The sequence below is a fragment of the Saccharopolyspora terrae genome, assembly GCF_004348435.1.
Classification (GTDB): Bacteria; Actinomycetota; Actinomycetes; order Mycobacteriales; family Pseudonocardiaceae; genus Saccharopolyspora; species Saccharopolyspora endophytica.
In genome coordinates, this window is sequence record NZ_SMKS01000072.1 from 1 (window position 1) to 26979 (window position 26979).

22 protein-coding genes and 1 pseudogene are annotated in these 26979 nt (G+C 69.6%); 6 read left to right on the forward strand and 17 right to left on the reverse strand.

Annotated features, from left to right (window positions below):
- The 5 genes from E1181_RS26730 to E1181_RS26750 form a co-directional block, all read right to left on the reverse strand.
- Nucleotides 1–1874, reverse strand: a 1874-nt coding sequence (locus tag E1181_RS26730) for an FAD-binding monooxygenase (RefSeq protein WP_132678947.1), incomplete at its 3' end; no start/stop codon positions are given.
- Nucleotides 1875–1916: 42 nt separating this feature from the next.
- Nucleotides 1917–2975 carry a 3,4-dihydroxyphenylacetate 2,3-dioxygenase gene (hpaD, locus tag E1181_RS26735; protein ID WP_132678949.1) on the reverse strand — a complete coding sequence of 353 codons (1059 nt, stop codon included), beginning with the start codon at nucleotides 2973–2975 and terminating at the stop codon, nucleotides 1917–1919.
- Between the two features lie 26 nt (nucleotides 2976–3001).
- Entirely contained in the window at nucleotides 3002–4495 is a 1494-nt protein-coding gene (hpaE, locus tag E1181_RS26740) for a 5-carboxymethyl-2-hydroxymuconate semialdehyde dehydrogenase (RefSeq protein ID WP_132678951.1), read from the reverse strand.
- Nucleotide 4496: 1 nt separating this feature from the next.
- Complete coding sequence (gene dapA, locus E1181_RS26745; RefSeq protein ID WP_132678953.1) at nucleotides 4497–5450, reverse strand: 4-hydroxy-tetrahydrodipicolinate synthase; 954 nt, start codon at nucleotides 5448–5450, stop codon at nucleotides 4497–4499.
- Entirely contained in the window at nucleotides 5447–6940 is a 1494-nt protein-coding gene (locus E1181_RS26750) for a fumarylacetoacetate hydrolase family protein (RefSeq protein WP_132678955.1), read from the reverse strand. Before E1181_RS26750 ends, dapA begins: the two co-directional genes overlap by 4 nt.
- A 113-nt stretch (nucleotides 6941–7053) precedes the next feature.
- On the opposite strand from E1181_RS26750, the gene E1181_RS26755 reads away from it, so the two are divergent.
- Nucleotides 7054–7737: a GntR family transcriptional regulator gene (locus E1181_RS26755; protein WP_132678957.1), complete on the forward strand. Its 684-nt coding sequence runs from the start codon at nucleotides 7054–7056 to the stop codon at nucleotides 7735–7737.
- A 216-nt stretch (nucleotides 7738–7953) separates the two neighbouring features.
- Here E1181_RS26755 and E1181_RS26760 read toward each other — a convergent pair whose 3' ends face one another.
- The 4 genes and pseudogenes from E1181_RS26760 to E1181_RS26775 form a co-directional block, all read right to left on the reverse strand.
- Entirely contained in the window at nucleotides 7954–8979 is a 1026-nt protein-coding gene (locus tag E1181_RS26760) for a Gfo/Idh/MocA family protein (RefSeq protein ID WP_132678959.1), read from the reverse strand.
- A gap of 24 nt (nucleotides 8980–9003) precedes the next feature.
- Nucleotides 9004–9870 carry a sugar phosphate isomerase/epimerase family protein gene (locus E1181_RS26765; protein ID WP_132678960.1) on the reverse strand — a complete coding sequence of 289 codons (867 nt, stop codon included), beginning with the start codon at nucleotides 9868–9870 and terminating at the stop codon, nucleotides 9004–9006.
- Nucleotides 9871–9899: 29 nt separating this feature from the next.
- Nucleotides 9900–11318 (reverse strand): annotated as a pseudogene (locus E1181_RS26770) (sugar porter family MFS transporter); the annotation flags it as partial.
- Nucleotides 11319–11382: 64 nt separating this feature from the next.
- Complete coding sequence (locus tag E1181_RS26775) at nucleotides 11383–12333, reverse strand: TIM barrel protein (RefSeq protein WP_132678964.1); 951 nt, start codon at nucleotides 12331–12333, stop codon at nucleotides 11383–11385.
- 198 nt (nucleotides 12334–12531) lie between these two features.
- Here E1181_RS26775 and E1181_RS26780 point away from each other — a divergent pair, with 198 nt between their 5' ends.
- Entirely contained in the window at nucleotides 12532–13563 is a 1032-nt protein-coding gene (locus E1181_RS26780) for a LacI family DNA-binding transcriptional regulator (protein WP_235877070.1), read from the forward strand.
- A 47-nt stretch (nucleotides 13564–13610) separates the two neighbouring features.
- Here E1181_RS26780 and E1181_RS26785 read toward each other — a convergent pair whose 3' ends face one another.
- From E1181_RS26785 to iolC, 5 genes are read right to left on the reverse strand one after another with little or no spacing between them, the layout of a single operon-like run.
- The gene (locus E1181_RS26785; RefSeq protein ID WP_132678965.1) at nucleotides 13611–15104 is read right to left on the reverse strand and encodes a CoA-acylating methylmalonate-semialdehyde dehydrogenase; all 1494 of its coding nucleotides are present in this window, start codon (nucleotides 15102–15104) and stop codon (nucleotides 13611–13613) included.
- A 17-nt stretch (nucleotides 15105–15121) separates the two neighbouring features.
- Entirely contained in the window at nucleotides 15122–16987 is a 1866-nt protein-coding gene (gene iolD / locus E1181_RS26790) for a 3D-(3,5/4)-trihydroxycyclohexane-1,2-dione acylhydrolase (decyclizing) (RefSeq protein WP_132678967.1), read from the reverse strand.
- Entirely contained in the window at nucleotides 16984–17856 is an 873-nt protein-coding gene (iolB, locus tag E1181_RS26795) for a 5-deoxy-glucuronate isomerase (protein WP_235877072.1), read from the reverse strand. The genes iolD and iolB overlap by 4 nt, the downstream gene beginning before the upstream one ends.
- 35 nt (nucleotides 17857–17891) lie before the next feature.
- Complete coding sequence (locus tag E1181_RS26800; protein WP_132678983.1) at nucleotides 17892–18773, reverse strand: Cgl0159 family (beta/alpha)8-fold protein; 882 nt, start codon at nucleotides 18771–18773, stop codon at nucleotides 17892–17894.
- A 23-nt stretch (nucleotides 18774–18796) separates the two neighbouring features.
- Nucleotides 18797–19762 (reverse strand): 5-dehydro-2-deoxygluconokinase, encoded by a 966-nt coding sequence (gene iolC, locus E1181_RS26805; protein ID WP_132678970.1) that lies wholly within the window; start codon nucleotides 19760–19762, stop codon nucleotides 18797–18799.
- 153 nt (nucleotides 19763–19915) lie between these two features.
- On the opposite strand from iolC, the gene E1181_RS26810 reads away from it, so the two are divergent.
- The 3 genes from E1181_RS26810 to allB all read left to right on the forward strand — a co-directional run bounded on the left by E1181_RS26810 (nucleotide 19916) and on the right by allB (nucleotide 22910).
- Complete coding sequence (locus E1181_RS26810) at nucleotides 19916–20686, forward strand: GntR family transcriptional regulator (protein ID WP_132678985.1); 771 nt, start codon at nucleotides 19916–19918, stop codon at nucleotides 20684–20686.
- A gap of 84 nt (nucleotides 20687–20770) precedes the next feature.
- Nucleotides 20771–21424 (forward strand): GntR family transcriptional regulator, encoded by a 654-nt coding sequence (locus E1181_RS26815; RefSeq protein ID WP_132678971.1) that lies wholly within the window; start codon nucleotides 20771–20773, stop codon nucleotides 21422–21424.
- 121 nt (nucleotides 21425–21545) lie between these two features.
- A complete protein-coding gene (gene allB, locus E1181_RS26820) occupies nucleotides 21546–22910 on the forward strand; it encodes an allantoinase AllB (protein ID WP_132678973.1) in 1365 nt (454 codons plus the stop codon).
- A 139-nt stretch (nucleotides 22911–23049) separates the two neighbouring features.
- Here allB and E1181_RS26825 read toward each other — a convergent pair whose 3' ends face one another.
- On the reverse strand, nucleotides 23050–23769 hold the full coding sequence (locus E1181_RS26825) for an aspartate/glutamate racemase family protein (protein ID WP_132678975.1): 720 nt from the start codon (nucleotides 23767–23769) through the stop codon (nucleotides 23050–23052).
- A 37-nt stretch (nucleotides 23770–23806) separates the two neighbouring features.
- On the reverse strand, nucleotides 23807–25288 hold the full coding sequence (locus E1181_RS26830; protein WP_207922336.1) for an NCS1 family nucleobase:cation symporter-1: 1482 nt from the start codon (nucleotides 25286–25288) through the stop codon (nucleotides 23807–23809).
- A 275-nt stretch (nucleotides 25289–25563) separates the two neighbouring features.
- On the opposite strand from E1181_RS26830, the gene E1181_RS26835 reads away from it, so the two are divergent.
- Nucleotides 25564–26385, forward strand: a complete 822-nt coding sequence (locus tag E1181_RS26835; RefSeq protein ID WP_132678978.1) for a bifunctional allantoicase/(S)-ureidoglycine aminohydrolase — start codon at nucleotides 25564–25566, stop codon at nucleotides 26383–26385.
- Here E1181_RS26835 and E1181_RS26840 read toward each other — a convergent pair.
- Nucleotides 26378–26722: a nuclear transport factor 2 family protein gene (locus E1181_RS26840; RefSeq protein ID WP_235877071.1), complete on the reverse strand. Its 345-nt coding sequence runs from the start codon at nucleotides 26720–26722 to the stop codon at nucleotides 26378–26380. The two genes, E1181_RS26835 and E1181_RS26840, sit on opposite strands and share 8 nt — an antisense overlap.
- Nucleotides 26723–26979: the final 257 nt, after the last annotated feature.

Consider the following 26979-nt stretch of genomic DNA (forward strand, 5'->3'; position numbering starts at 1 on the left):
GTGGTGGTGAGGGCGTTGAAGAAGGTCTTGAGGTCGTCGTGGGCGTGGAGGGGCAGGACGTGGGAGACGTAGTGGTCCGGGCGGACCACCACGAGGGCGCCCTCCCGGCTGATGTTGCGGGCGGTGAAGATGTCGTCCGCCGGGTCCGCGGCGTAGACCTTCTCGTAGTCGATGATCTCGAACGGGCCGACCACGGGCTTGTAGGCGGCGGGGACCCGGCCGAGGTCGACCTCGGTGTGCGGTTGCTGGTAGACGACCTTGACGTCGAAGCAGGCGTCGACGTCGCGGTCCGCCGGGGTGTGGCGCAGCACCGGTGAGTCCGGAGCCGTGGTGATCCACTCGGCGAAGTCGGTGACCTGCGAGGGTTCTCCCGGGCCGGGCCGGTCGGCGAAGACGTAGATGCGCCAGCGGCCGTCGGCCCGGTGGTGGTGGCCGAGGTGGACCGGGTTGGCGTCGCAGACCCGGGTCACCGGGTGGGACTTGAACCGCTTGCCGATCGGGAATCCCGCGGCCAGGTCCTGGTGCGCGGCCTCGGCGGTGATCATCGACTGCTGGTACTGCGTCATGAGACCGGCCGGGAACTCGGCGGTCTTGACGTAGAAGTCCTCCAGCTCGGTCGGGTCGGAGAGCTCCTCGGGTTTGGCGGCCATCAGCTTCGACCAGCGGCGGTCGAAGTCGATGAGGTTCTGGGCGATGACCTGGCGCTCGGCGGAGTAGGTGTCCAGCAGCGCCGGGTCGGCGCGCCCGTCGAGGACGTGCGCGACCTTCCAGGCGATGTTCCAGCCGTCCTGCATCGAGACGTTCATGCCCTGACCAGCTTTGGCGCTGTGGGTGTGGCAGGCGTCGCCGGTGATGAACACGCGCGGGTGCTGCACGCCCACGAGCTCGCCGGGCACGTCGTCGAACTTGTCGGTCAACCGGTGCCCGACCTCGTAGACGCTGCGCCAGGCCACGTGCTTCACCGTCATCGTGTACGGGTGCAGGATCCGGTTGGCGCGCGCCTCCACCTCTTCCTGCGTGGTCTCGCGGACCTTGCCGTGATCGGCCTCGGAGATCTCGCCGAGGTCGACGTACATCCGGAACAGGTGGTTCCCCTCGCGCGGGATGTGCAGGATGCTGCCGCCGTCGTGGGACTGGATGGCGCACTTGGTGCGGATGTCGGGGAAGTCGGTCTCGGCCAGCACGTCCATGACGCCCCAGGCGTGATTGGCCTGGTCGCCGACCAGTTCCCGGCCGATCGACTCCCGCACGCCGCTGCGCGCGCCGTCGCAGCCGATCACGTACTTGGCACGGACGGTGCGTTCGGACCCCTCGTCGGGTCCGGCCGTCCCGCGCAGCCGCACGTTCACGCCGTCGTCGTCGACGTCGAGCCCGACGAACTCCCAGCCGTAGTCCGGTTCCAGCCGTCCGGGGGCGTTGCGGGCGGCCTCGGCGAAGTAGTCCAGCACGCGGGCCTGGTTGACGATCAGGTGCGGGAACTCGCTGATGCCGGTCGGGTCGTCGGGCGCACGTGCGGCGCGCACGATGTTCTCCGGGTGCTCCGGGTCAGGTTTCCAGAACGCCATCTCGGTGATCCGGTAGGCCTCCTCGATGATCCGCCCGGCGAAGCCGAACGCCTGGAAGGTCTCGACGCTGCGAGCCTGGATCCCGTCGGCCTGACCGACTTCCAGCCGGCCCGGCCGGCGTTCGACCAGCCGGGCCGTGATGTTCGGGAACTGCGCCAGCTGCGCGGCAGCGATCATGCCGGCCGGGCCGCTGCCCACGATGAGCACGTCGACCTCACCCGGCAGCTCCTCGGGGCGGTTGAGACCCACGCCGGCTGCGGGCTGAACTCGCGGGTCGCCGGAAACGTATCCGTGGTGGTGGAACTGCAACGCGCTCTCCTCACTCCGTCGTGAGTTCGACGGCTTCCCCGCTCAGAGCGAGGTGCCGAGTTTGAATCCCTTGTCCTCGTCGCCCTTGCGCGTGTAGGAGAAGCCGTCGGCTCCCACCGTCACGGCCATCTCGCTGCTGTCGGTGCGCACCTGCAGGGGCTGCGGGTTGCCGTCGAGGTCGAGCACCGGCGAGGCCTCGGTGTACCAGGACGGGACCACGGGGTTGCCCCACCAGTCGCGGCGCTGGTTGTCGTGGACGTCCCAGGTCACGACGGGGTTGTCGGGGTCGCCGGTGTAGTAGTCCTGGGTGTAGATCTCGACGCGGTGCCCGTCGGGGTCGCGGATGTAGAGGTAGAAGGCGTTGGACACGCCGTGGCGGCCCGGTCCGCGCTCGATGATGTCGGACATGCGCAGCGCGCCGAGCTTGTCGCAGATCGACAGGATGTTGTGCTTCTCGTGCGTGGCGAAGGCGATGTGGTGCAGCCGCGGGCCGTCGCCGCCGGTCAGGGCGGTGTCGTGGACGGTGTCCTTGCGCCGCAGCCAGGCCGCGTAGGTGGTTCCCTCGGCGTCCTGGATGTCCTCGGTGACGCGGAAGCCCAAGTCCTCCAGGTATTCCCGCCCCTTCGGCACGTCGGGGGTGACCTGGTTGAAGTGGTCCAGGCGTACCAGAGCGCCCGGGGTGTGGAGGTCGTAGCGCCATGCCAGCCGCTCGACGTGCTCCACCTCGTGGAAGAACTCGTACGGGAACCCGAGCGGGTCGGTCACCCGGACGGAGTCACCGATGCCCTGGGTGAAGCCGTCCTTCCGGCGTTCGGTGCGGCAGCCGCGCGCGGCGAACCACTCCTCGGCCCGGTCCACGTCCTCGGGGGTCCGCACCCGGTAGGAGAACGCCGCCGCGGCGGCCACCGGTCCCTTGCGCAGGACGAGGTTGTGGTGGATGAACTCCTCCAGCGTGCGGAGGTAGATCGCCTCGTCGTCCTCCTCGGTGACCACCAGGCCGAGGACGTCGACGTAGAACTCCCGCGCCCTGGCCAGGTCGGTGACCACCAGGTCGAGGTACGCGCAACGCAGGATGTCCGGCGGGGTGAGGTCGGCACTCATCGTTGAACGCTCCTTCACTTCAGTCGTCAGGCGCCGAACTTCGGGGTGTGGACGGGGGCCAGCGAGATGTGCATGGCCTGCTGGTCGGAGTAGAAGTCCAGCGACCGGTAGCCGCCCTCGTGCCCGAGCCCGGAGGCCTTCACACCGCCGAACGGGGTGCGCAGGTCGCGGACGTTGTGCGAGTTCAGCCAGACCATCCCGGCGTCCACGCGCTGCCCGAAGGTGTGCGCGCGCTCCAGGTTCGCCGTCCACACGTAGGCGGCCAGCCCGTACTTGACGTCGTTGGCCAGTCGCAGCGCTTCCTCGTCGGTGTCGAACGGGGTGATCGCCACGACCGGGCCGAAGATCTCCTCCTGGAAGATCCGCGCGGTCGGCGGCACGTCCACGAACACCGTCGGTGCCACGTAGTTGCCCGACTCCAGGCCCTCCGGGCGTCCGCCGCCCGCGGCGAGCTTCGCCTCGGTCTTGCCGATCTCGATGTAGCCGGTGACCTTCTCGTAGTGCTCGGGGTGCACCAGCGCGCCGACCTCGGTGGAAGGGTCGTGCGGGTCGCCCACCTTGACGTTCTTCGCGCGCTCGACGTACCGGCGCACGAACTCGTCGTAGATGCTGCGCTCCACCAGGATTCGGCTCCCGGCGGTGCAACGTTCGCCGTTGAGGGAGAACACGCCGAACACGGTGGAGTCGATCGCGGCGTCCAGGTCGGCGTCGGCGAACACGATCGCCGGGCTCTTGCCGCCGAGCTCCATCGACAGGGCCTTGAGCGTCGGGGCGGCGTTGGCGAAGATCAGCTTGCCGGTCGCGGACTCGCCGGTGAAGGAGATCAGCTGCACGTCGGTGTGCTTGACCAGCGCGTCCCCGGCCTCCTCCCCGAGCCCGTTGACGATGTTGAACACCCCGTCGGGAACCCCGGCCTCGCGGAAGATCTCCGGCCACAACCCGGCCGACAGCGGCGTGAACTCGGCGGGCTTGAGCACCACCGTGCACCCGGAGGCCAAGGCGGGCGCCAGCTTCCAGCTCTCCAGCATGAACGGCGTGTTCCACGGCGTGATCAGCCCGGCAACGCCCTTGGGCTTGCGGTTGACGTAGTTGACCTGCTTGCCCGGCACCTTGTAGGTGTCATCGGCCTGGGCGACGATCAGGTCCGCGAAGAACCGGAAGTTCTCCGCCGCCCGCTTCGCCTGACCCAACGCCTGCGTGATCGGCAAACCGGTGTCGAAGGTCTCCAGCTCCGCCAGCCGCTCGTTGCGGGTCTCGACGATGTCGGCGATCTTGTTCAGGATCCGGGCGCGCTCGCGCGGCAGCATCCCCGGCCACGGGCCCTCGTCGAAAGCCTTGCGGGCAGCCGAGACCGCGCGGTCGATGTCGGCCTGCTTGCCCGACGAGGCCTCCAGGTAGGACTGGTTGGAAACCGGGTCGAGGACCTCGAAGGTGTCGCCGTCGAGGCTGTCGACGAACTCGCCGTCGATGAAGTGCTGGATGCGCTTGGGCAGGTCGGCCGGCACGTGCTGGATCGTCATGTCAGTTCCCTCCGGCGATGGTGTCGTCGTCCTCGACCGGCGACAGGAAGTCGGATCCCTCGGCGAGCAGCGCGCGGATCTTGTCCTTGCCCGCGTCGGTCGGCGTGATCAGCGGCGGCCGGACGTGCTCGGAGCGGATCAGGCCGCGCTGGGCCAGCACCCACTTGACCGGCGCCGGGTTGGTCTCCACGAAGATCAGGTCCACCAGCGGGTGCAGCCCGTAGTGGATGTCCAGCGCCTCGTCCATCCGTCCGGCGTGGAAGGCCTCGTACATCCGCTTCGTCGCCCCGGGCGCGATGTTGGCCGTGGCGCTGACGAAACCCGTGCCGCCCAGCGCCAGCAGCGGCAGGCACAGCAGCTCGATCCCGGACCACACCAGCAGATCCCGGCCTGCGGCCTTGATCACCCGCGAGAAGTGCTCGAAGTCCTTGGTGGTCTCCTTGATGCCCACGAAGTTCGGCACGTCCCGGTGCAACCGGGCCACCGTCTCCGGCGCGATCTCCACCGCGGTCCGGGTCGGCACGTTGTAGGCGATGATCGGCAGGTCCGGGTACTCCTGGGCGACCGTGGAGTACCAGACGTAGAGCGCTTCCTGCGTCGGCTTTGCGTAGTACGGCGTGATGATCAGCGCCGCGTCCACGCCCGCGTCGTAGGCCGCGCCGGTGAGCTCGATCGTCTCGTCCAGCTTCGCCGAACCCGTGCCCGGCACCACGGGGGCGCGACCGTCGACGGTCTTGAGCACGGTGCGGATCGCATCGGCGCGCTCGTCGATGGTCTGCGCGCTGGGCTCACCGGTCGAACCGCCGATGGAGATCCCGTCGGAGCCCTGCTTGAGCTGCCACTGGACGAGGTTCGCCAGCGAGGCGTGGTCCACCTCGCCGTCGGCGGTGAACGGGGTGATCACCGGAGCGATCGATCCCGTCAACTGCTCGGGTCGGGTACGCCAGTTCGTCATCGGGTTCCTTCCTGGTCGCGCTCGGCGTCGTAGCGGCGGCGCCACTCTCCGGTCAGCGGGTACAGCCCGTCCACGGCCGCGCCTTCGGCGACGCGGGCGGCGATCCACTCCTCCTCGGCCTCCTGCTCGATCGCGGCGTCGAGCACCTGATCGAGCAGCGCGGGCGGGATGACCAGCACCCCGTCGTCGTCGCCGACGATGACGTCGCCGGGCTGCACGGTCGCCCCGCCGCAGGCCACGGTGATGTCGTTGTCCCACGGCACGTGCTTGCGCCCGAGCACCGCCGGGTGCGGGCCGCCGGAGAAGGTGGGGATGTCGAGCTCCCTGACCGCGCTGTGGTCGCGCACTCCCCCGTCGGTGACGATCCCGGCCGCGCCCAGCACCTGCGCGCGCAACGCGAGGATGTCGCCGACGGTGCCACTGCCGCGCTCGCCGCGCGCCTCGACCACCAGCACGTCTCCGGGCTTCAGCGAGTCGAAGGTCCGCTTCTGCGCGTTGTACCCGCCGCCGTGGCTGCGGAACAGGTCTTCGCGCGCGGGCACGAAGCGCAGCGTGCGGGCTCGGCCGATGATCTTGCTGCCGGGCTTGTCGGTGCGCACGCCGTCGATGGACAGCTGGTTGTAGCCGTGCTTGCGCAGCTGCGCCGACAGCGTCGCCACGGCCACCTGGCGCAGCTTGGCGATGCGGTCCTCGGTGAGCTCGAACGGCGGCTCCAGCCCGGCGGCGTCGCGGCTGCCCCACGCCTCCGCCCGCTGGTGGTCGTCGACCGACGGCTGCGCGCTGAACTCCGGCAGCGGCTCGGGGCCTTCGACGACGCTGGTGCGCAGCCGTCCGGTGCTGTGGTCGGTGCCGGGAACGTCCACCTCGACCTCGACGACGTCGCCGGGCCCCACCACCGACGATCCCGCCGGGGTGCCGGTGAGCACGACGTCGCCGGGTTCGAGGGTGATCAGCTGGGAGAGGTCCGCGACCAGCTCGCCGAACGGGAAGACCACGGTCGCCGAGGAATCCTCCTGGGCGAGTTCGCCGTTGACCCAGGTGCGCACGCGCAGCGACGCCGGATCGACCTGCTCGGCGGGGATGCTCGCCGGGCCCAGCGGGGTGTAGCCGTCGCCGCCCTTGGAGCGCAGGTTGGCGCCCTTGTCGGCGGAGCGGAGGTCGTAGACGCCGAGGTCGTTGGCGGCGGTCACGGCGGCGACGTGCGACCAGCCGTCCTCACGCGCGACCCTGCGGGCGGTCGTGCCGATGACCAGCGCGATCTCGCCTTCGAAGGCCAGCAGCTCGGTTCCGGGCGGTCGCTCGACGGTCTGGCCGCTGGTCGCCAGCGACGTCACCGTCTTGAGGAAGTACGAGGGTCTCGACGGTGCCCGGCCGCGCTGGGCGATCCGCGACGGGTAGTTGAGGTGCAGCGCGATGACCTTGCCCGGCCGCCCGACGAGCGGGTGGTGCGCGAGGCCGTCAGCCGTGGAACGAGCGGCATCGGTCGTCATGACCGAGGATCGTATACGATGCCATATCTGATTACAATGCGGAGCGCGGCAGCCGCCGGAAGCGGATCGCGCCTCGGGCAAGATGGACCGCCACGTCACCGAATCGAGGAGCGATGACCACCGACGCAGCGGACGACCGCACCGCCACCAGCAAGTCCCAACTGGCCTACGAGTGGCTCCGCGACCGGATCGTCACGCACCGCTTCACCCCCGGCTACCGCTTGGTGCTCAGCCAGCTCGCCGCTGAGCTCGGCGTGAGCACGGTGCCGGTCCGCGAAGCCATCCGCAGGCTGGAGGCCGAGGGGCTGGTCACCTACGAGAAGAACGTCGGCGCCCAGGTCGCCCTGGTCGACGAGGGCGAGTACGTGACCACGATGCAGACCCTCGCCGTGGTCGAGGGCGCCGCGACCGGGTTCTCCGCTCCCCTGCTCACCGTCGAGGACCTCGCCAAGGCGCGCGCGATCAACCAGCGCATGCGCGACACGCTCGAGCACTTCGACCCGCGCCGGTTCACCGAGCTCAACGAGGAGTTCCACGCGGTGCTGTTCCTGCGCTGCCCCAACGAGCACATGACCGACCTGGTCCGCCGGGGCTGGAGCCGACTGCGCATGCTCCGCGACTCCACCTTCGGCTTCGTGCCCGGCCGCGCGGTCCAGTCGGTGGAGGAGCACGACCACCTGATCCACCTGATCGAGACCGGCGCCGACTCCATCGAGATCGAGCTCGCCGCGCGGCACCACCGCACCGCCACCCTCGACGCGTTCCTCACCTCGCAGCACGCGCAACGCCGTCCCTGACGGCGGCGCCGCTCAGAGGTGGTGCCGGCGGGCGGCCACCTGGGCCTCGTAGCGACGGCGGACCTCGCGGTGCTCTCGCGGTCGGACCGTCAGCGCTCGAACTCCCGGACTGATCCGGTGATGTTTCAGTTGAAACCGCGCCCTGGGCCGGGAAGTTTCGGGAAACTTCCCGGCCCAGGGGCGGGGCGCGAGGGTGCGATTCTTCGGGATGACTTCTCAGGTGCGGGTGTAGAAGTCCGGGCGTTCGACCAGCTCGACCTCGGCCCTGGCCTCATCGGTCTGGGCGCGCACGCCTGCTTCGCAGGCCGCTGCTGCGGCGTAGCCGTCCCATGCGGTGGCCGCTGCGGGGTCGGTGCGGCCCTGGCGGGCCGCGTCCGCCCAGCGCTGGAACTCCCGGTCGAAGGCGGCGCCGAAGCGACCGCGGAAGTCGTCGCTGATGAAACCGCCCCAGCGGCCGCCGCCGTGCACCAGCGGGCCGCCCTCGGCGCCGATGAGGGCGGTGCCGCGCTCGCCCACCGCCTCGCAGCGGACCTGGTAGCCGAAGCCGCAGTTGACGAAGATCTCCACGTCGACCAGTGCGCCGCTGGTGGTTTCGATGGTGACCAGCTGCGGGTCCAGCAGGCCCTCCGGTGCCTCCGAGCTCGACCTCGGGGCCCGGACCTCGACCGCCGCGATCTCGCTGTCGAGCAGCCAGCGGGCGGTGTCGAACTCGTGGACCACCGAGTCGTAGATCATCATCTCGCTGGTGAAACCGGGCGGAGTGGCGGCATTGCGGTGCACGCAGTGCAGCATCAGCGGGGTACCCAGGTCGCCTGCGTCGAGCAGCCGCTTGAGCTCGGCGTACTCGGCGTCGAAACGGCGCATGAACCCGACCTGCAGCAGGTGCTTCCCGCGCGCCTCCTCGGCCTCGACCACGCGCAGCGAGGACTTCGCGTCCGGGGTCAGCGGTTTCTCGCACAGCACGGGTACGCCGCGCTCGACGGCCGCGAGCAGCAGCGGCTCGTGCACGGCGCCGGGTGAGGCGATCACCAGGGCGTCCACGGCGGAGTCGTCGATCACCTCGAAGGCATCAGCTGCGGCTCGAGCTCCGCAACTGCCCGCGACCTGCCGCGCCCGGTCGAGGTCCGGATCGGCGACCGCCGCCAACCGCACGCCGCTGATGCGTTCCCGGAGACGCAGCGCGTGGTCGGCGCCCATCTTGCCCGCGCCGATGAGCCCGACGCGAAGTTGCTGTTCCTGCACGGAAATTCCCTTCTCGTGGTGAATTCAGCGCTTGAGCTCGCGGGTGATCCGCTCGAGCATGAACTTCGAGGACTCCACGGCGCGGTCCTCCCAGGCGAACACGCACGCGGTGGCGATGCCGTCGAAGTTCATCTCGCGGAGCGTGGAGAAGAAGGCCTCCCAGTCGACTTCGCCCTGGTCGATGTCGAGGTGCTGGTGGATGCGGGCCGGGGTGCCGGGTGGGTTGAGGATGTAGCGCAGCCCGGAGGAGGCCTTGTGGTTGAACGTGTCGGCGATGTGCACGTGGGTGAGCTTCTCGCCGGCGTACCGCAACATCGCGGGGATGTCGGCGCGGGCGTCCTCCCCGGAGAGGTGGAACGTGTGCGGCGCGCAGTACAGGTAGTTCACACACGGCTTGTTGATCGCCCGCACCAGGTCCACAGCAGGGGTGTTGACCTCGCAGAAGTCGTCCGGGTGGGCCTCCAGGTTCAGCGCGATCCCCTCGCGTTCGAACGCCGGGAGCAGCTCCTCCATCGACCTCCAGAACGCCGCCTCGCTCTCGCCGGCGCGTTCCGGGCGGCCGTTGAACTCGGAGTTCATCTGGGTGCAGCCGAGTTCGGCGGTCACCTCGATCATGCGCCTCCAGTAGCGCACGGCCGCCTGGCGTTCGGCCTCGTCAGGCCCCGACCACCGGTACAGCGGCAGCACGCTGGCCAGCTGCACGCCGGTCTCGCTCAGCGCGGACTTGAGCTCGGCGACCCGGTCGTCATCAGCGCGCGGGTGGAGGAAGAAGGGCATGAAGTCGTCCCGCGGGGAGAGCTCGATGTGCTCGTAGCCGATGTCGGCGACGGTGCGCACCATCTCCCGGATCGGGAGCATGCGGAACATGTGCGGATCGATTGCGATCTTCATGAGAGGTCCTCAGAGGAGGGTCGAAGGGTTCACGCGTAGCGGACGCGGAGCTCGCTTTCCAGGGTTTCCAGGGACTTGCCTCGGGTTTCGGGCACGAACTTGGCCACGAACGCGATGGCGAGCACGCCGACCGCGACGAACACCAGGAACGTGGTCGCGATGCCCAGCGCGTCGACCATGATCGGGTAGGTCAGACCCACCAGGAAGTTCGCCGCCCACAACGTCAGGCTGGCCAGTCCGAACGCGAAACCGCGCATCTTCAGCGGGAAGATCTCCGAGAGCATCAGCCAGGTCACCGGCGAGGTCGCGCCCTGCTGGAACGCCAGGAACGTCACGGTCAGGGCCAGCACCAGCGCACCGCGGAGCAACCCTTCCGGGACGGTCATCGACACCACTGCGACCAGCAGCAGCGCGGTGGCCGTGCCCGCCTGACCGATCAGCAGCATCGGTCTGCGGTTGACCCGGCCGAGCAGGTAGATCCCGACGAAGGTCGCCAGCACCGAGATGACGCCGTTGGCGATGTTGGCGACGATGGCTCCGTTGGCCGAGAACCCGGAGCTCTTCAGGATTCGCGTGCCGTAGTACATGATCGTGTTCACGCCGCTGACCTGCTGGACGACGGCGATGCCGATGCCGACCACCAGCAGGCGCCGCACCCACGGCACTTTCAGGTCCGCCCATCCCCCGGCGTGCTGCTGCTGGTCCTGCTCTGCCATCCGCTGCACCTCGGCGAGCTCGCTCTCGGCGCGCTGCGCGGTGCGGACCTGCCGGAGAACCTCCAGCGCCTCGCCGAGGCGGCCCCGGGAGGCGAGCCAGCGCGGGCTCTCCGGCATCACCAGCATCCCGAACCACAGCACCACTGCGGGCAACGTGGCGATGACCAGCATGTAGCGCCAGACGTGCGCGGACTCGCCCAGCGCCCCGGCGATCGCAGCGTTGAAGGTGAAGGCCGCGAGCTGACCGCTGACGATCATCAACTCGTTCTGCGTGACCAGGCGGCCGCGCCGCTCGGCGGGCGAGACCTCTGCGAGGTAGGTCGGCACCGTCACCGAGGCACCGCCGACGGCCAGGCCGAGCACGAACCGCGCGATCACCATGAACGTGGCGCTGGGCGCGAACGTGCAGGCCAGCGCGCCGACGAGGAAGATCCCGGCGAGCCAGAGGATGGTGCGGCGCCTGCCTCGCGCGTCGGCGAACCTGCCTGCGGCGAAGGCGCCGATCGCCGCGCCGAACAGCAGCGAGCTGGTGACCAGACCTTCGGTGAGCGGGGTCAGCCCCAGATCCGTCTGCATGTAGGGCAGGGCACCGTTGATGACGCCGGTGTCGTAGCCGAACAACAGCCCGCCGAAGGTCGCCACGACGGTGATGACCTTCAAACGACGGGACTGCGCACCGGTTCTCGGCTCGGTGGCCGGAGCGGGCACTTCACTGTTCACTTCGGACATTCGTGCGGTCTCCTTCGTGGAGCGCGCCCGCGGAACGGGCGCTAAGCGATCTCCCCAGGGGTGGAGGTCACCGCGCTTGCGGGCGCCGGGTTCCGCTCAGACCGCAACCGCCGAGGTATTCGCGGGTGCGCACGGCGATGGGCATCGGCACGTCCGGCGCGCACGGGTAGAGGTCCTGCTCGACGATCACGAACAGCTCCGCATCCAACGCGGACAGCTCGCGCACGACCTCTCCGGGGTCGGGCACACCAGCTGGGGGCTCCACGCACACGCCGCGCTTGACGGCCTCGCCGAACGACAGGTCCTCGGCAGCGACCTGCGCCAGCACGCCGGGATCCATCTGCTTGATGTGCACGTAGCCGATGCGCTCGGCGAATCGCCTGATCAGGTCGAGGTTGTCCCCGCCGCCGTAGGCCACGTGCCCGGTGTCCAAGCACAGGTTGGCGTAGCGCGAGTCGGTGGCGTCGAGGAAGCGCTCGATCTCCGCCTGGGTCTGGACGTGGCTGTCGGCGTGCGGGTGCAGGCACAGCCGGACGTCGTGCTCCTCCAGCAGGATCTTGCCGAGCTCGTTGGCGGCCGAGCCCAGCGCGCGCCACTGCTCGCCGCTCAACTGCGGTGATTCGGTGAAGGCACCGGTCTTCTCGTCCCGGAACATCGGCGGGATGAACACCAGGTGGTGGGCGCCGACGGCCGCGGTCAGCTTCGCGACCTCGCTGACCTCGGAGAGCATCCGATCCCATTCCTCCGGCCTGTGCAGCGCGCCGAAGGTGGTGCCCCCGGAGACCTGCAGACCCCGGGCACCGACCTCGTCGGCGAGCCGCTGCGGGTCCAGCGGCAGGTATCCGGGCGGGCCGAGCTCCAGCCAGCGGTAGCCGGCTTCGACGAGTTCGTCGAGGAAGCGGGTGTAGGGGACCTGGTGCTCGTCCTCGGGGAACCACACGCCCCACGAGTCGGGTGCGGAGCCCAGGCAGAGATTGCCCGCCACGGTGCGCGGCGTGACGTCAGACGTCGTCGTCATCGAACCCTCCTCGGTTCCCGGCATGCCGGTCAGTGCGGCCACCGGTGGGTCTCGATCGCCGGAATCGGCGAGAGGTAGGACCTGGCACGCGCGCCGACTAGCGCGCTCTAGTCCCGAACACTATGTTGGCGGTCACATCGATATGTCAAGACGTTCTGCCAAACTTCTTCGGTCTCGGCATGAGGCAGGATCGGCGGCGTGATCGACGAATCCGGACGTCCCGACGGCACCACCGGCCGACGGCCGACGATGGCCGATGTCGCCCGCGCGGCAGGGGTTTCCCGCGCGCTGGTCTCGTTGGTCTTCCGCAACAAGCCGGGCGCGGGCGAGGAAACCCGGCAGCGCGTTCTGCAGGCCGCGGACCGGCTCGGCTACCGCCCGGACACCGCCGCCCGGATGCTCGCCAGCCATCGCAGTCGCACGCTGGGCGTGATGCTCACCGTCCACCAGCCCTTCCAGGCCGATCTGGTGGAAGCGATCTACCCGGAGGCCGAAAGCCTCGGCTACGAGGTGCTGCTGTCGGCCACCGCGCCCTCGCGCGACGAGCGGAAGGCCGTGGAAGCGCTGCTCAGCCACCGCTGCGAGGCGCTGATCCTGCTCGGCCCGCGCGCCGACGAAGTCCTGCTCGACGAGCTCGGCCGCCGCGCCGTGGTCACGGCGATCAACGCGCGCGAGGACTCGGACCGCATCGACAACGTGCGCACCGCCGACGAGGCGGGTGCGCAGCAGGCCGTGGACCACCTCGTCGACCTCGGCCATCGCGAGATCGTGCACGTCGACGGCGGCGACGAACCGGGATCAGCCGAGCGCCGCGATGCCTACCTGCGCGCGATGGACGCGCGCGGACTCAGCGAACGCGCGCGGGTGCTCCCGGGAGCGCACACCGAGCAGGCCGGGCAGGACTCCGCCCGGCTCCTGCTCGGCGAAGCCCGCCTGCCCACAGCCGTGTTCGCGAGCAACGACCGCTGCGCCCTCGGACTGCTGCGCGCGTTCGCGCTGGCCGACGTCGAGGTTCCCGAGGCCATCTCCATCGTCGGCTACGACGACAGCCACGTCTCGCACCTGGCCCCGGTGGCCCTGACCACGATCCGCCAGGACGCCGGTCAGATGGCGAGGCACGCGGTGCGACTGGCAGTCGAGCGCCTGGAGGACACCTCGCGGGAAGCGCAGGAGGTCGTGCTCGACCCCAGGCTCGTGTCACGGGGCAGCACCGCACCACCTTCTCGCTGACATCGCCTCCGGCGGCGATGCCGGGTGTTCCTGCGAACGGCCCCCGCTCAGCTGTTGCTGGGGAATCCCAGGTCGACGCCACCATCGCTGGGGTCGGGCCAGCGGGTGGTGATGACCTTGCCCCGGGTGTAGAAGTGCACACCGTCGTTCCCGTAGATGTGGTGGTCGCCGAACAGCGAGTCCTTCCAGCCGCCGAAGGAGTGGTAGCCGACCGGCACCGGGATCGGGACGTTCACGCCGACCATGCCGGCCTTCACCTCCAGCTGGAAGCGGCGAGCCGCTCCGCCGTCGCGGGTGAACAGGGCCGTGCCGTTGCCCCAGCGGGATCGGTTGATCAGGCCGAGCGCTTCCTCGTAGCTCTCGGCGCGCACCACCGCCAGCACCGGGCCGAAGATCTCGTCGGCGTAGACGTCCATCTCCGGGGTGACCTTGTCGACGAGGCTGACTCCGGTGAAGAAGCCGTCCTCGTGACCGTCGACGACCAGTCCCGTCCCGTCCACGACGACCTCGGCGCCCTGCTCGCGGGCCTTGGGCACGTAGGAGGCGACCCTGTCGCGGTGTTCGGCGGTGATCAGCGGACCCATCTCCGAGGCCGGGTCGTCGCCGGGACCGATCGTCAGCGCGCGGGCGCGGTCGGCGATCTTGCCGACGAGCTCGTCGCCGATCGGGTCGACCGCCACGACCACCGAGACCGCCATGCACCGCTCGCCCGCACTGCCGTAGGCGGCTGAAACCGCCGCGTCGGCCGCCTGGTCCAGGTCGGCGTCCGGGAGCACGAGCATGTGGTTCTTCGCGCCGCCGAGCGCCTGCACCCGCTTGCCGTGCGCACCGGCGGTGTCGTGGACGTGCTTGGCGATCGGTGTTGAACCCACGAAGCTCACGGCCTCGACGTCCGGGTGCTCCAGCAGCCGGTCCACGGCGGTCTTGTCGCCGTGGACGACGTTGAGCACGCCATCGGGAACGCCCGCCTGGTGGGCGAGCTCCACCAGCCGCAGCGTCGCCGACGGGTCCTTCTCGCTCGGCTTGAGCACGAAGGCGTTCCCGCAAGCCAGGGCGACCGGGAACATCCACATCGGCACCATGGCGGGGAAGTTGAACGGGGTGATGCCCGCGACCACGCCGACCGGCTGGCGGATCGACTCCACGTCCACGCGGGTCGAGACCTGGGTGGAGGTCTCGCCCTTGAGCAGCTGCGGGATGCCGCAGGCCAGTTCGACGATCTCCAGGCCGCGCGCGACCTCGCCGAGCGCGTCGGAGTGGACCTTGCCGTGCTCGGCGGTGATCAGCTCGGCGATCTCGTCCCGGTGGGCGTTGACCAGCTCGCGGTAGTTGAACATCACCTGCGTTCGCTTGGCCAGCGAAGCGGTCCCCCAGGTCTCGAACGCCTTGGCGGCGGACGAGACCGCTGTGTCCACTTCGGACTCCGAAGCGAGCGGAACCCGCCCGGTGACCTCGCCGGTGGCGGGGTTGGTGACCGAACCGTGGCGGCCGGAGGTGCCGTCGGAGTGCTTGCCGTCGATGAAGTGCTGGATGGTCCTCACTGCGTCCTCGCGTTCTCTCACAGGTGGTGGCGGCGGGACGCCACCTGGTCTTCGTATCGCTTGCGTGCCTCGCGGGTGCTCTCGCGGTCTGCGACCTCGGCGACCGGAACGTCCCACCAGGCCTCCGGCGGCAGCTGAGCCTTGGCCGGGTCCGTTTCGACGTAGACCGCCGTGGGCCGCGGGTCCTCGCGGGAGTCGCGCAGCGCGCGCCGCAGCTCGTCGGCGGTCTCCGCGCGCAGCACCCGCATCCCCAGGCTCGCGGCGTTGGCGGCCAGGTCCACCGGCAGCGGTTCGCCGGTGAAGGTTCCGTCGTCGGTGCGGTAGCGGTAGGCGGTGCCGAAGCGCTCGCCGCCGACCTTCTCCGACAGTCCGCCGATGGAGGCGTAGCCGTGGTTCTGCACCAGCACCAGGTTGATCTTGATGCCTTCCTGCACAGCGGTCACCAGCTCGGTCGGCATCATCAGATAGGTGCCATCGCCGACCAGCGCGAACACCTCCCGCGAGGGGTCGGCCAGCCGCGCGCCGATCGCAGCCGGGATCTCGTACCCCATGCAGGAGTAGCCGTATTCGACGTGGTACTGCTGCGGGTCCTTGGCGCGCCACAGCTTGTTGAGGTCCTCGGGCAGCGAACCCGCCGCGTTGATCACCACGTCCCGGTCGCCCAGGACCTCGTCGAGGACGCCGATGACCTCGGCCTGCCCAGGGCGCTCGTCACCGCGCGCTGCGCGAGTGACCGAGTCGATCACCTCGGCCCAGCGGCGAGCACCCGCCTGCGCGCGCTCGGCGTGGTCGTCGGCGACCCGGTGTCCGGTCAGGGCCTGCGAGAGCTGCCGCAGCGTCGTGCGCGCGTCCCCGACGACCGGGGCGGCGGCCTGCTTGTGCGCGTCCGACGAGGCGATGTTGATGTTGACGAACCGCACGTCCGGGTTCGCGAACAGGGTGCGGGAAGCCGTGGTGAAGTCCGAGTAGCGGGTCCCCACGCCGATGATCAGGTCGGCCTCGCGGGCGAGGTCGTCGGAGATCTCGGTGCCGGTGTGCCCGATCGAACCCAGCGCGCACGGGTGGTCGTAGCGCAGCGAACCGCGCCCGGCCTGGGTCTCGGCAACGGGAATCCCGGTGCGCCCGGCGAGCTCGGCCAGTTCCCGCTCCGCCCCGCTGTGGTGCACTCCCCCGCCGGCGATGATCAGCGGTCGGCGCGCGCCCCGGATCGCCTCCACGGCGTCCGAGACCGACTCCGGGTCGGCGACCGGGCGGTGCACCCGCCAGACGCGTTCGGCGAAGAACTCCTCCGGCCAGTCGTGGGCTTCGGCCTGCACGTCCTGCGGCAGCGCCAGCGTCACCGCTCCGGTTTCCACCGGGTCGGTGAGCACCCGCATCGCCTCCAACGCCGAGGGGATCAGCGCTTCGGGCCGCCAGATGCGGTCGAAGTAGCGCGACACCGGGCGCAGGCAGTCGTTGACCGAGACATCGCGCGCGTGCGGCACTTCCAGCTGCTGCAGCACCGGGTCGGCGGGCCGGGTCGCGAAGACGTCGCCGGGAAGCAGGAGGACCGGCAGGTGGTTGATGGTGGCCAGCGCCGCGCCGGTGACCAGGTTCGTCGCGCCCGGACCGATCGAGGTGGTGACCGCGTAGGTCGACATCCGGTTGCGCTGCCGGGCGAAACCGACGGCCGCGTGCACCATCGACTGCTCGTTGCGGCCCTGCAGGTAGGGCATCCGGTCGCCGGACTCCAGCAGCGCCTGGCCGATCCCGGCCACGTTGCCGTGCCCGAAGATGCCCCAGCAGCCCTCGATCAGCCGCTGCCGCACGCCGTCGCGCTCGGTGCGCTGGTTGGCCAGGAACAGCACCAGGGCCTGCGCGACGGTGAGCCTCCGCGTCGTCATCGTGCCTCCACTTCGGACGGAGCCTGGTAGAACGGCAGCCGGGGGTCGACCGGCTGGTCCTCCCATGTGCCGCGCACCCACGCGTGCGCGGGGTCGTCGCAGATCAGCCAGGCGCGCTCCGGTGAAGGACCGGCCATGACGTTGAGGTAGTACATGTCGTAGCCGGGCACCGCCATCGACGGGCCGTGCCAGCCGTCCGGGATCAGCACCACGTCACCGCTGCGGACCTCGGCGAGCACGTCGGTGGCGCTGTCCGGGCCGGACGGGTACACGCGCTGGTAACCGATGCCGGGCGTGCCGTGGGAATCGGCGATCTCGAAGTAGTAGATCTCCTCCAGCCGCGATTCGCCCTCCCGCTCCTCGTCGTGCTTGTGCGGCGGGAACGACGACCAGTTGCCAGCCGGGGTGAGCACCTCCACGGCGATCAGGCGGTCGGCGTCGAAGACGTGCGCGGCACCGAAGTTGTTGACCTGGCGACTGGCCTGGCCCGCACCGCGCAGCTCCACCGGCACCTCCGAGGCCGGACCGTAGCGCGCGGGCAGCCTGTTCTCGCAGCGCGCACCGGTCAGCGCGAACCGGCCGCCTGCGCTGCTGTCGACCAGCACCGATGCGTCCCGGGGCACGTAGGCGAAGTCCGTCACACCCGCGAAGACGCTCTTCCGACCGGCGAGTTCGAAGACCTCACCGTCGCAGGACACCGCGCAGGAACCGCTGAGCGGCAGCACGATCCACTCGCTGTCGCCGGTGTCGAACCGGTGCGACTCGCCGGCCGCCAGCTCCAGCACCCGCAGCGAGGAGTAACCCCAGCCCGCCGAGTCCGGGTCGACGCAGGTTCGGTACCCGTCGCGCGCGGAGACCCCGTCGGACAGGTGAAAACCCGTGTTGCTCACGACTTCTCCCTCTCCTACAGCAGAGCGACCGCGGCGTCGACCGCGCTCGCGACGTCGTCGTCGTGCGGGTAGAGCAGGCTCCGGCCCACGACCAGCCCGCGCACGTTGGGCAGTTGCAACGCCTTGTGCCACCGCTGCTGGGTCGCGGCCGGGTCATCGGGCACCTCGCCGCCCAGCAGCACCGTCGGCAACGTGGTCGTCTCCAGGGCACGTCCGATCTCGTCGAGATCGTCGACCACCGGCACCTTCAGCCACGTGTAGGCCGAGGTTCCGCCCAGCCCGGACGCGATGGCGATCGAACGGGCCACCGCCTCCGCCGAGAGGTCGTTGCGCACCTTGCCCTCGACCCGCCGGGACAGGAAGGGCTCCACCATCGCGATCAGCCCGCGCTCGGCGAGCTCGTTGATGGCGTTGGCCGCGCCCTGCATGGTGTTCAGCGAACCCGGGTCGTCGAGGTCCAGCCGCATCAGCAGCTTCCCGGCGTCGAAGCGCATCCGCGTCAGGTCCTCGGCGCGATGACCGGTGAACCGGTCGTCCAGCTCGAACGACGAGCCCGCCAGGCCGCCTCGATTCATCGATCCGATGACGACCTTGTTCTCCAGCGCGCCGAGCAGCAGCAGGTCCTCCAGCACGTCGGCGGTGCCCAGCACACCGTCCACGCCCGGTCGCTGCAACGCCGTGCACAGCCGATCCAGCAGATCAGCGCGGTTGGCCATTGCCAGCGGCTTGCCGCCGGCGGCCAGCGCACCGCGCGCCGGGTGGTCGGCGGCGACGATCATCGTGCGGCCGGATTCGCCGAGCAGCGGGCGGCGCGTTCTCCGCGCGGCGGCCTCGGCGATGGCCTCAGGACGCGTCGCACGCGCCTCGAACAGTTCGGTGATGTTCAACGGGGACACCCGGATCTCACTTTCCACCGTGCTCACGCGTTCACCGCCGAGCCGGAATTCGTCGACAAGATCTCCTCGACCTCGTGCGCGTAGGGCATCGCGGAGGAGCACGCGAGGCGGCCGGCGACCAGCGCGCCTGCTGCGTTGGCGAAGCGCATGGTCCGCTCCAGCGCCCAGCCGTGCAGCAGCCCGTGGCACAGCGCGCCACCGAAGGCGTCCCCCGCTCCCAGGCCGTTGACGACGTCGACCGGCACGGGCGGCGCCACCGCCCTCTCGTCGCGCGTGCGCGCGAGGACCCCGTCCGGGCCTTGCTTGACCACTGCCAGCTCCACTCCGCACTCCAGCAGCCGCTCGGCGGCCTCCTCCGGATCGCGAGTGCCGACCGCGGTCTCGACCTCGTCGAGATTGCCGACGGCCACCGTCACGTGCGCGAGCGCTTCCCGGTACCAGCGGGACGCCTCCCCCTTGTCCGACCAGAACATCGGCCTCCAGTCCAGGTCGAACACGGTGGTACCGGACTTCGCGCGGTGGGCCAGCGCCGCCAGCGTCGCCGAGCGGCTGGGCTCCTCGGCCAGACCCGTGCCGGTCATCCAGAAGATGCGGGCGTCGGCGATCGCCGCGCGGTCCAGTTCGTCGTCGTGGATCTCCAGGTCGGGCGCCTTGGGACGGCGGTAGAAGTACAGCGGGAAGTCGTCCGGTGGGAACAGCTCGCAGAAGGTGACCGGCGTCTGGTACTGCTCGACGGGACTCACCCACCGGTCATCGACGTCGAAACCGCGCAGCGCCTGGTGGATGTACTCGCCGAAGGGATCGGCACCGGTGCGGCTGATGACCGCGCTGCGGTGACCGAGCCGGGCGGCGGCGACGGCGACGTTGGTGGCGGTTCCGCCGAGGTACTTGCCGAACGACTCCACCTGCGGCAGCGGAACACCGGTCTGCAACGGGTAGATGTCGACCCCGATCCGGCCCATCGTGATCACGTCGAACCGATCGCTCATCGCAGAAGCCCTCCATCGGGACAAGGCCGCGAACTGCGGCCGGAGCACGGACGTCCCTTGTCTACGTGGGCGCCCCACGCGTGTCAATAGTTTGTCAGCACATAAGGACTTATTTATGTCGTGTGTTCTTGATATCGTGAGCGCGTGACCGCCATGCGACCTCGATCCCGTGAACCGCAGTGGGATCCAGCCAGGCAGATCTCGGTCGACCACCGCAGCCCCGTCCCGCTGTACTTCCAGGTGGCCAGCCAGATCGAGGAGGCCATCACATCCGGAGCGCTGCCCGTCGGCGCGCGCCTGGACAACGAGATCGAGCTGGCGGGCAACCTCGGGCTGTCCCGCCCCACCATCCGGCAGGCGATCGGATCGCTGGTCGACAAGGGACTGGTGGTGCGCAAGCGCGGCGCGGGCACGCAGGTCGTGTTCAACCACGTCAAGCGCTCTTTGGAGCTCAGCAGCCTCCACGACGACCTTACCGGCATCGAGGCGCACCCCACGACGCGCGTGCTGGTCAACGAGATCTGCCACCCGCCCGAAAAGGCCGCCCGCGCGCTCGGACTGTCCGAACAGGACGAGGTCCTGCACCTGGAGCGCCTCCGCAGCGCGCGCGGCGAGCCGATCGCCCGGATGCGCAACTACCTCCCGGCGGCGCTGATCAAGCCCAGCGACGAGGAGCTGACCGAACGCGGCCTCTACCAGCTCCTGCGCGCGGCGGGCGTCCACCTGCACGCGGCGCAGCAGACCATCGGCGCCCGCACCGCCACCGACGAGGAAGCCGACCTGCTCGACGAGCCGCCGGGGGCCGCGCTGCTGACCGCGCAGCGCGTCACCCACGACCACACCGGCACCATCGTCGAGTACGGCACGCACGTCTACCGCGCCTCCCGCTACACCTTCGACCTCACCCTCCGCGGCAACACGTGACCCGCGAGACCTGCCGTCACCGCGAACGCACTAACGTGCTGGGCGTGATGCACGCTCGCCGAAGCCGTGATTCGTGAGGTTGCCGTGACCGAAGTACCCGAGGGGGAACCGCGCGTTCCGCTGCGCGATCAGGTCCACGACGAGCTGCAGGCCCGGATCAGCGACGGGCGGCTGCGACCCGGCGACCGGATCTTCGAGCAGGAGCTGGCCATCGAGTTCGGCATCTCCCGCGTTCCGGTGCGGGAGGCGATCCGGATGCTGCAGAGCGCGGGCATGGTCGAGGTCCGGCCGCGCCGGCGCGGCGTGTTCGTCCGCAGCCTCGACCGGCAGCAGCTCGAAGAGCTCTTCGACGTGCGCGAAGCCCTCGAAGCGCTGGCCGCGCGCCTGGCCGCCGAGCGCAGCGACTCCGCCGACGTGGAACGGCTGGGAGAGCTGGCCACCCGCGCCCGCGAGGCGCTGGACTCCTCCGACACCGACGCGATGTCGGAGGCCAACACCGAGTTCCACGACAAGCTGGTGGCGGTCTCCCGCAACGAGCTGCTGGCCTCGATGCTCGAACCGCTGCACGGACGGCTGGCCGCCCTGTTCCGGCTGAACCTGGAGCCGGAGCGGGTCTGCACCGAGCACGCGGAGCTCCACGCCGCCATAGCGGCCGGTGACGCCGAGCGGGCGTCGGAGATCGCCCGCAAGCACGTGCGCGCGAGCCGAGCGATGGTGCTCGAGCGCATGGTGCACTGAATCCGCGCTGACCTCTCTTGACTGGCGGAACCAGCTCGCCATAGTTTACGTATACGTTCAAATATACTTTCGTATCGCGAAACTCGATCCCTCGCGATCGAAGTTCGAGGGAGGTGCCGCGTTGGTCCGCTCAACAACGCCGTTCGACCTGGTCTTCCGGGCGCAGCGACTCATCGGCCCGCACGGTGAGACGTCCGGCAGCGTGGGCATCCGGGACGGCCGCATCGCCGCCGTCGAACCGCTCGACGCCGAGCTGCAGGCCACCCGGATCGTCGAGCTCGCCGACGACGAGGTGCTGCTGCCCGGGCTCGTCGACACCCACGTGCACGTCAACGACCCCGGCCGCACCGAGTGGGAGGGCTTCGAGACCGCCACCCGCGCGGCGGCCGCAGGTGGGGTCACCACCATCGTCGACATGCCGCTCAACAGCCTCCCGCCGACGGTCGACACCGACGCGCTGGAGGTCAAGCGCAAGACCGCGCGGGACAAGGCGCACGTCGACATCGGCTTCTGGGGCGGTGCGATCCCCGGCAAGCTCGACGAGCTCCGCGGACTGCACGAGGCCGGCGTGTTCGGCTTCAAGTGCTTCCTGCTGCACTCCGGCGTCGACGAGTTCCCGCCGCTGGACTCGACCCAGCTCGACACCGCGCTGCGCGAGCTGGCCGGTTTCGACGCGATGATGATCGTGCACGCCGAGGACTCCGACGCGATCGACGAGGCCCCGACCCCGCACGGCGAGGACTACGGCGACTTCCTCGCCTCCCGCCCCAAGGGCGCGGAGAACGTCGCGATCGCGCAGGTCATCGAGCTGGCCCGGCGCATCGGAGCCCGCGTGCACATCCTGCACCTGGCCTCGTCGGACGCCTTGCCGCTGATCGCCTCGGCTCGTGCCGAGGGCGTGCGGGTGACCGTCGAGACCTGCCCGCACTACCTGAGCTTCACCGCCGAGGAGATCCCCGACGGCGCCACCCAGTTCAAGTGCTGCCCGCCCATCCGCGAGGCCGCCAACCGCGAACTGCTGTGGAAGGCCCTCGCCGACGGCACGATCGACTGCATCGTCAGCGACCACTCCCCCTGCACGCCGGAGCTCAAGCGCTTCGACACCGGCGACTTCGGCGTCGCGTGGGGCGGGGTCTCCAGCCTGCAGCTGGGCCTGTCGGCCATCTGGACCCAGGCGCGCCAGCGCGGGTACGACCTGTCCGACGTGGTGAACTGGATGGCGCGCAAGCCCGCCGAGCTCGCCGGGATGCGCAGCAAGGGCTCGATCGCCGTGGGCAACGACGCGGACCTGTGCGTGTTCGCACCGGACGACGCGTTCGTCGTCGACGTCGCCAAGCTCCAGCACCGCAACCCGGTCTCGGCCTACCACGGCCGCCCGCTGGCCGGTGTCGTGCGCGAGACCTGGCTGCGCGGAACGCAGATCGCCGGTGACGGCGCGGACACCTCCCAGCTGCACGGGAAGTTGCTCACCCGCGGCGAGGTCTGAGCGGCAGGCGGTTCTGGTCCGTAGACGTCCATGATCGAGGCCGGTTTCACCGAGCCGGTCCGGACCAGAACCGCCACCACGCATGAAGAAGCCGGGCCTCCGCGTCGGAGGCCCGGCTTCTTCGCGCGGTTTCACGCCATCAGACCGGCGGCCAGTTCTTCATCTCCTTGGGGCGCGGCGGGGCGTAGGTGCGAACCTTCGAGGTCTTCAGACCGAGCCGGACCAGCGACTCGGCGATCGTCACCGCCGCCGTCACGCCGTCGATCACAGGAACACCGGTGCGATCCACGACCCGCTCGGCGAGGCCCGACATGCCGCCGCAGCCCAGGCAGATCGCCTCCGCGCGGTCCTCGCGCACCGCGGTGACCGCCTGCTCCACGATCGCGTCCACGGCCGCCTGCGGATCGCGCTCCAGGTCCAGCACCGCCATCCCGCTCGCGCGCACCGACGCGCAGCGGGCGCTGAGACCCGCCGCGTGCAACCGGTCCTCGATCAGCGGCACCGTGCGATCCAGGCTGGTCACCACCGAGTAGGTGCGACCCACGAACTGCGCCGTGCTCGCCGCGGCCTCGGTGATGTCCACGACCGGGACGTCGAGGAGTTCCTGCAGCCCCTCGCGGCCGTGCTCGCCGTACCCGGCCTGGATGACCGCGTCGAACGGCTCCGGGTAGGCCCGCACGGCCTCCATCACGGCGACCGCCGCGAGGTAGCTCTCGTAGTTGCCCTCCACCGACTCCGCCCCGAAGGACGGCGTCAGCGGAACGATCTCGGTCCCGGGCGAGGCGACCGAAGCGGCCTGCTCACCGATCGAATCGGTGATGGACTTGGTCGTGTTGACGTTCACGACGAGAATGCGCATGAAACCGACTTCCTCCGAAAACCCTTGATCCGCGGTCTCATTCCGCGGCGACGGCGATGGTCTCCCCGTCCACGTCCCGCGCGTCCGGTTTGCGGTCGGCGATGACCGCGTAGATGATCGCGCCGAGAATCGCGCCGATGAACCAGGAGAACCCGCCGACCGAGCTGAACGCCGGCACCAGTGCCAGCACCACGGCGATCGCCGCGGCCGGGATGAACGCCCAGACCGCCTTCGGATTGTATCCGCGCGTGTAGTGGTACTCGCCGTTGCTGTCCTCGGTGTAGAGCTCGGGAACGTTCACCCGCGTCTTCCGGATCACCCAGTAGTCGGCCATGATCACGCCGAACAGCGGGCCGAGCAGCGCGCCCAGACCGGCCAGGAAGTAGTTGACCACCACCGGGCTGTCGTAGAGGTTCCACGGCAGGATGACCAGGCCGATCACCGCGCTCACCAGTCCCGCGCGGCGGAAGTTCAGCTGCTTCGGGAAGAGGTTGACCAGCACGTAGATCGGGGCGACGAAGTTGGCCAGCAGGTTGACCGCGATCGTCAGCACGATCAGCGCGAGCGAGGCCAGCGCCAGCAGGTAGGTGTTGGGGATCGTCTGCACGATGTCGGTCGGGCTGGTGATCACCCGCCCGTTGATCTTGAACTGCGCCCCGCTGAGGACGACCACGATGCCGGCGAAGAACAGCATGTTCACCGGGATGCCGACCAGGTTGCCCAGCACGATCGACTGGCGGCTCTTGGCGGACCGGGTGAAGTCGCAGAAGTTCAGCACGAACGTGCCGTAGATGACCACCCAGAGCGCGGCGCCCTGCAGGATCTGCAACCACATCGCCCCGCCGGTCAGCGGCTGGGCGGTGGACATCGAGATCGAGAAGTCCGCGCGGGAGAACATCCAGACCGCCAGGCCCAGCATGGTGATCAGCGTGGTCGGCGCGGCCACCGCCATGTACCTGCGGATGACGTGCATGCCGTAGCTGACGATGAGGACCTGGACGGCCCACAGCGCCAGGAAGGTGATCCAGCCGAGCAGCGAAAGACCCAGCACGGACTGCTCTTCCAGTGATATCAGCCCGGGGAACATCGCGATCAGCAGCGCGTCGAGAACCGAGGAGGCGAGGTAGGTCTGGATGCCGAACCAGGCGATGGCCACGATCCCGCGCACGGCCGCCGGGATCTGCGCGCCCTTGGTGCCGAACGCGATCCGGCTCATCACCGGGAAGGGCACGCCCGCCTTGTGGCCCATGTAGCCCGACATCGTCAGCAGCAGGAACAGCAGCGCCGAGGCCAGCACGAACGCGGCGAGGATGCCCCAGACGTTGAGCCCGAGCGCGAACAGGCCGATCGCGAAGGCGTAGTTGCCGAGGCTGTGCACGTCGTTGGCCCAGAGCGTGAAGACGTTGTAGGCGCCCCAGCGACGCCCCTCCTTCTTCGTGGGCGCCAGGTCGTAGCTGTACAACCGCTCACTTGAGGCGGGCGGGATGTCCACATCGGATTGGTCGTTCGTGGCAGTCACTGGCCGCCTCCAAGCTCCACCCCGCCACTCTGCGAGATGGGTCATTTCCGCGATGCGAAAGTATACGTGCGAGTTGGAGAAGACGGTAAGGCGCGCGCACGCGTCCGTCAATACTGCCCGGTAGCCGAGTCGGATGTGATCTCGGCAGTGGACCCGGGGGCTTCCACATCGGGCCGAGGTTGCCTATCCTGCTCCTCAGGCGCCCTTTTGTATACATGAATTTCGCAGGTCATGGGCGTCTGATAGGTCGGGTTTCCCGTCGAGGAGGAGTCAGCTTGAACACGCCGTCGTACTTCGCGCCTGCCGGTGGTCTACCGCCCCAGACCGATCTGCTCACCGACCGGGCGATCGTCACCGAGGCCTACACCGTGATCCCGCGCGGCGTGTTGCGCGACATCGTCACCAGCAACTTCCCCGGATGGACCCGCACCCGCGCCTGGGTGCTCGCCAAGCCCGTCCAAGGCTTCGCCACGACCTTCGCCCAGTACATCGTCGAGATCGCCCCCGAAGGCGGCAGCCACAACCCCGAGCCAGAACCCGGCGTCGAATCCGTCGTGTTCCTCATGACCGGCGAACTGGACCTCACCATCGCCGGCACCCGCCACCACCTCGAACCCGGTGGCTACGCCTACCTGCCCGCCGGAGCCGACTGGTCGGTCACCAACCCCGGCGACTCCCCCGCGACGTTCAACTGGGTGCGCAAGCCCTACGAGTTCGTCGACGGCATCTCCGCGCCCGAGCCGTTCGTGACTCGCGAGCAGGACATCGCGCCGACCCCGATGCCCGACACCAACGGCGCCTGGGCGACCACCCGCTTCGTCGACCCCGACGACCTCGCCCACGACATGCACGTCAACATCGTCACCTTCCAGCCGGGCGGCGTGATCCCCTTCGCCGAAACCCACGTCATGGAGCACGGCCTCTACGTCCTGGAGGGCAAGGCCGTCTACCGCCTCAACGGCGACTGGGTGGAGGTCCAGGAAGGCGACTTCATGTGGCTGCGGGCCTTCTGCCCCCAAGCCTGCTACGCGGGCGGACCCGGCCCCTTCCGCTACCTGCTCTACAAGGACGTCAACCGCCAGATCCGCCTCACCTGACGGCGGTCCCCTGGTGGTGCAGCAGGAGCCACTCGCCGCCGTGGCGGACCCACACCGAGGTCCGCAGCGCCGACGAACCGCGGTAGCAGGTGGTGTAGGTCAGCAGGATCGCGTCGGGACCGAGCCGCGTGGGGCTGAAATCGGACGCCTCGATCCGCTCCTCACCACCGCTGCTCGCCTCCGTGGCCCGCACGATCGTTTCCCGATCCCACACCACTCCGGAAACCCCGAACTCCCGGAACTCCGGATGCAGCAACGCCCGAACGGCCTCGGCATCCCCCCGAACCCCGGGCTCCTGCAACCGAAGCTCCCGCTCAACCACACCCTCGAACTCCACGTCCACACCGTGTCCCCGCGTGACCCACCCCAAGCCGCCGGTTTCCAGCGAACCCACGCGGGCAACCCGGATAACCGCCGTAATCAGGCCCCTGAATACGCACGTATTCCGGTACCCGATTACGGCGGTTCTCAGAGCCTGTTCCTGAACTAGCGAGTGAGGCGCTTGCTGATGGTGTGGATCATGGCCCAGCGGACCATGGCTTCGTGGTGTTCGGGGCGGCGTTCGTAGTCGCGCACGCAGCGGCGGTGCTGGTT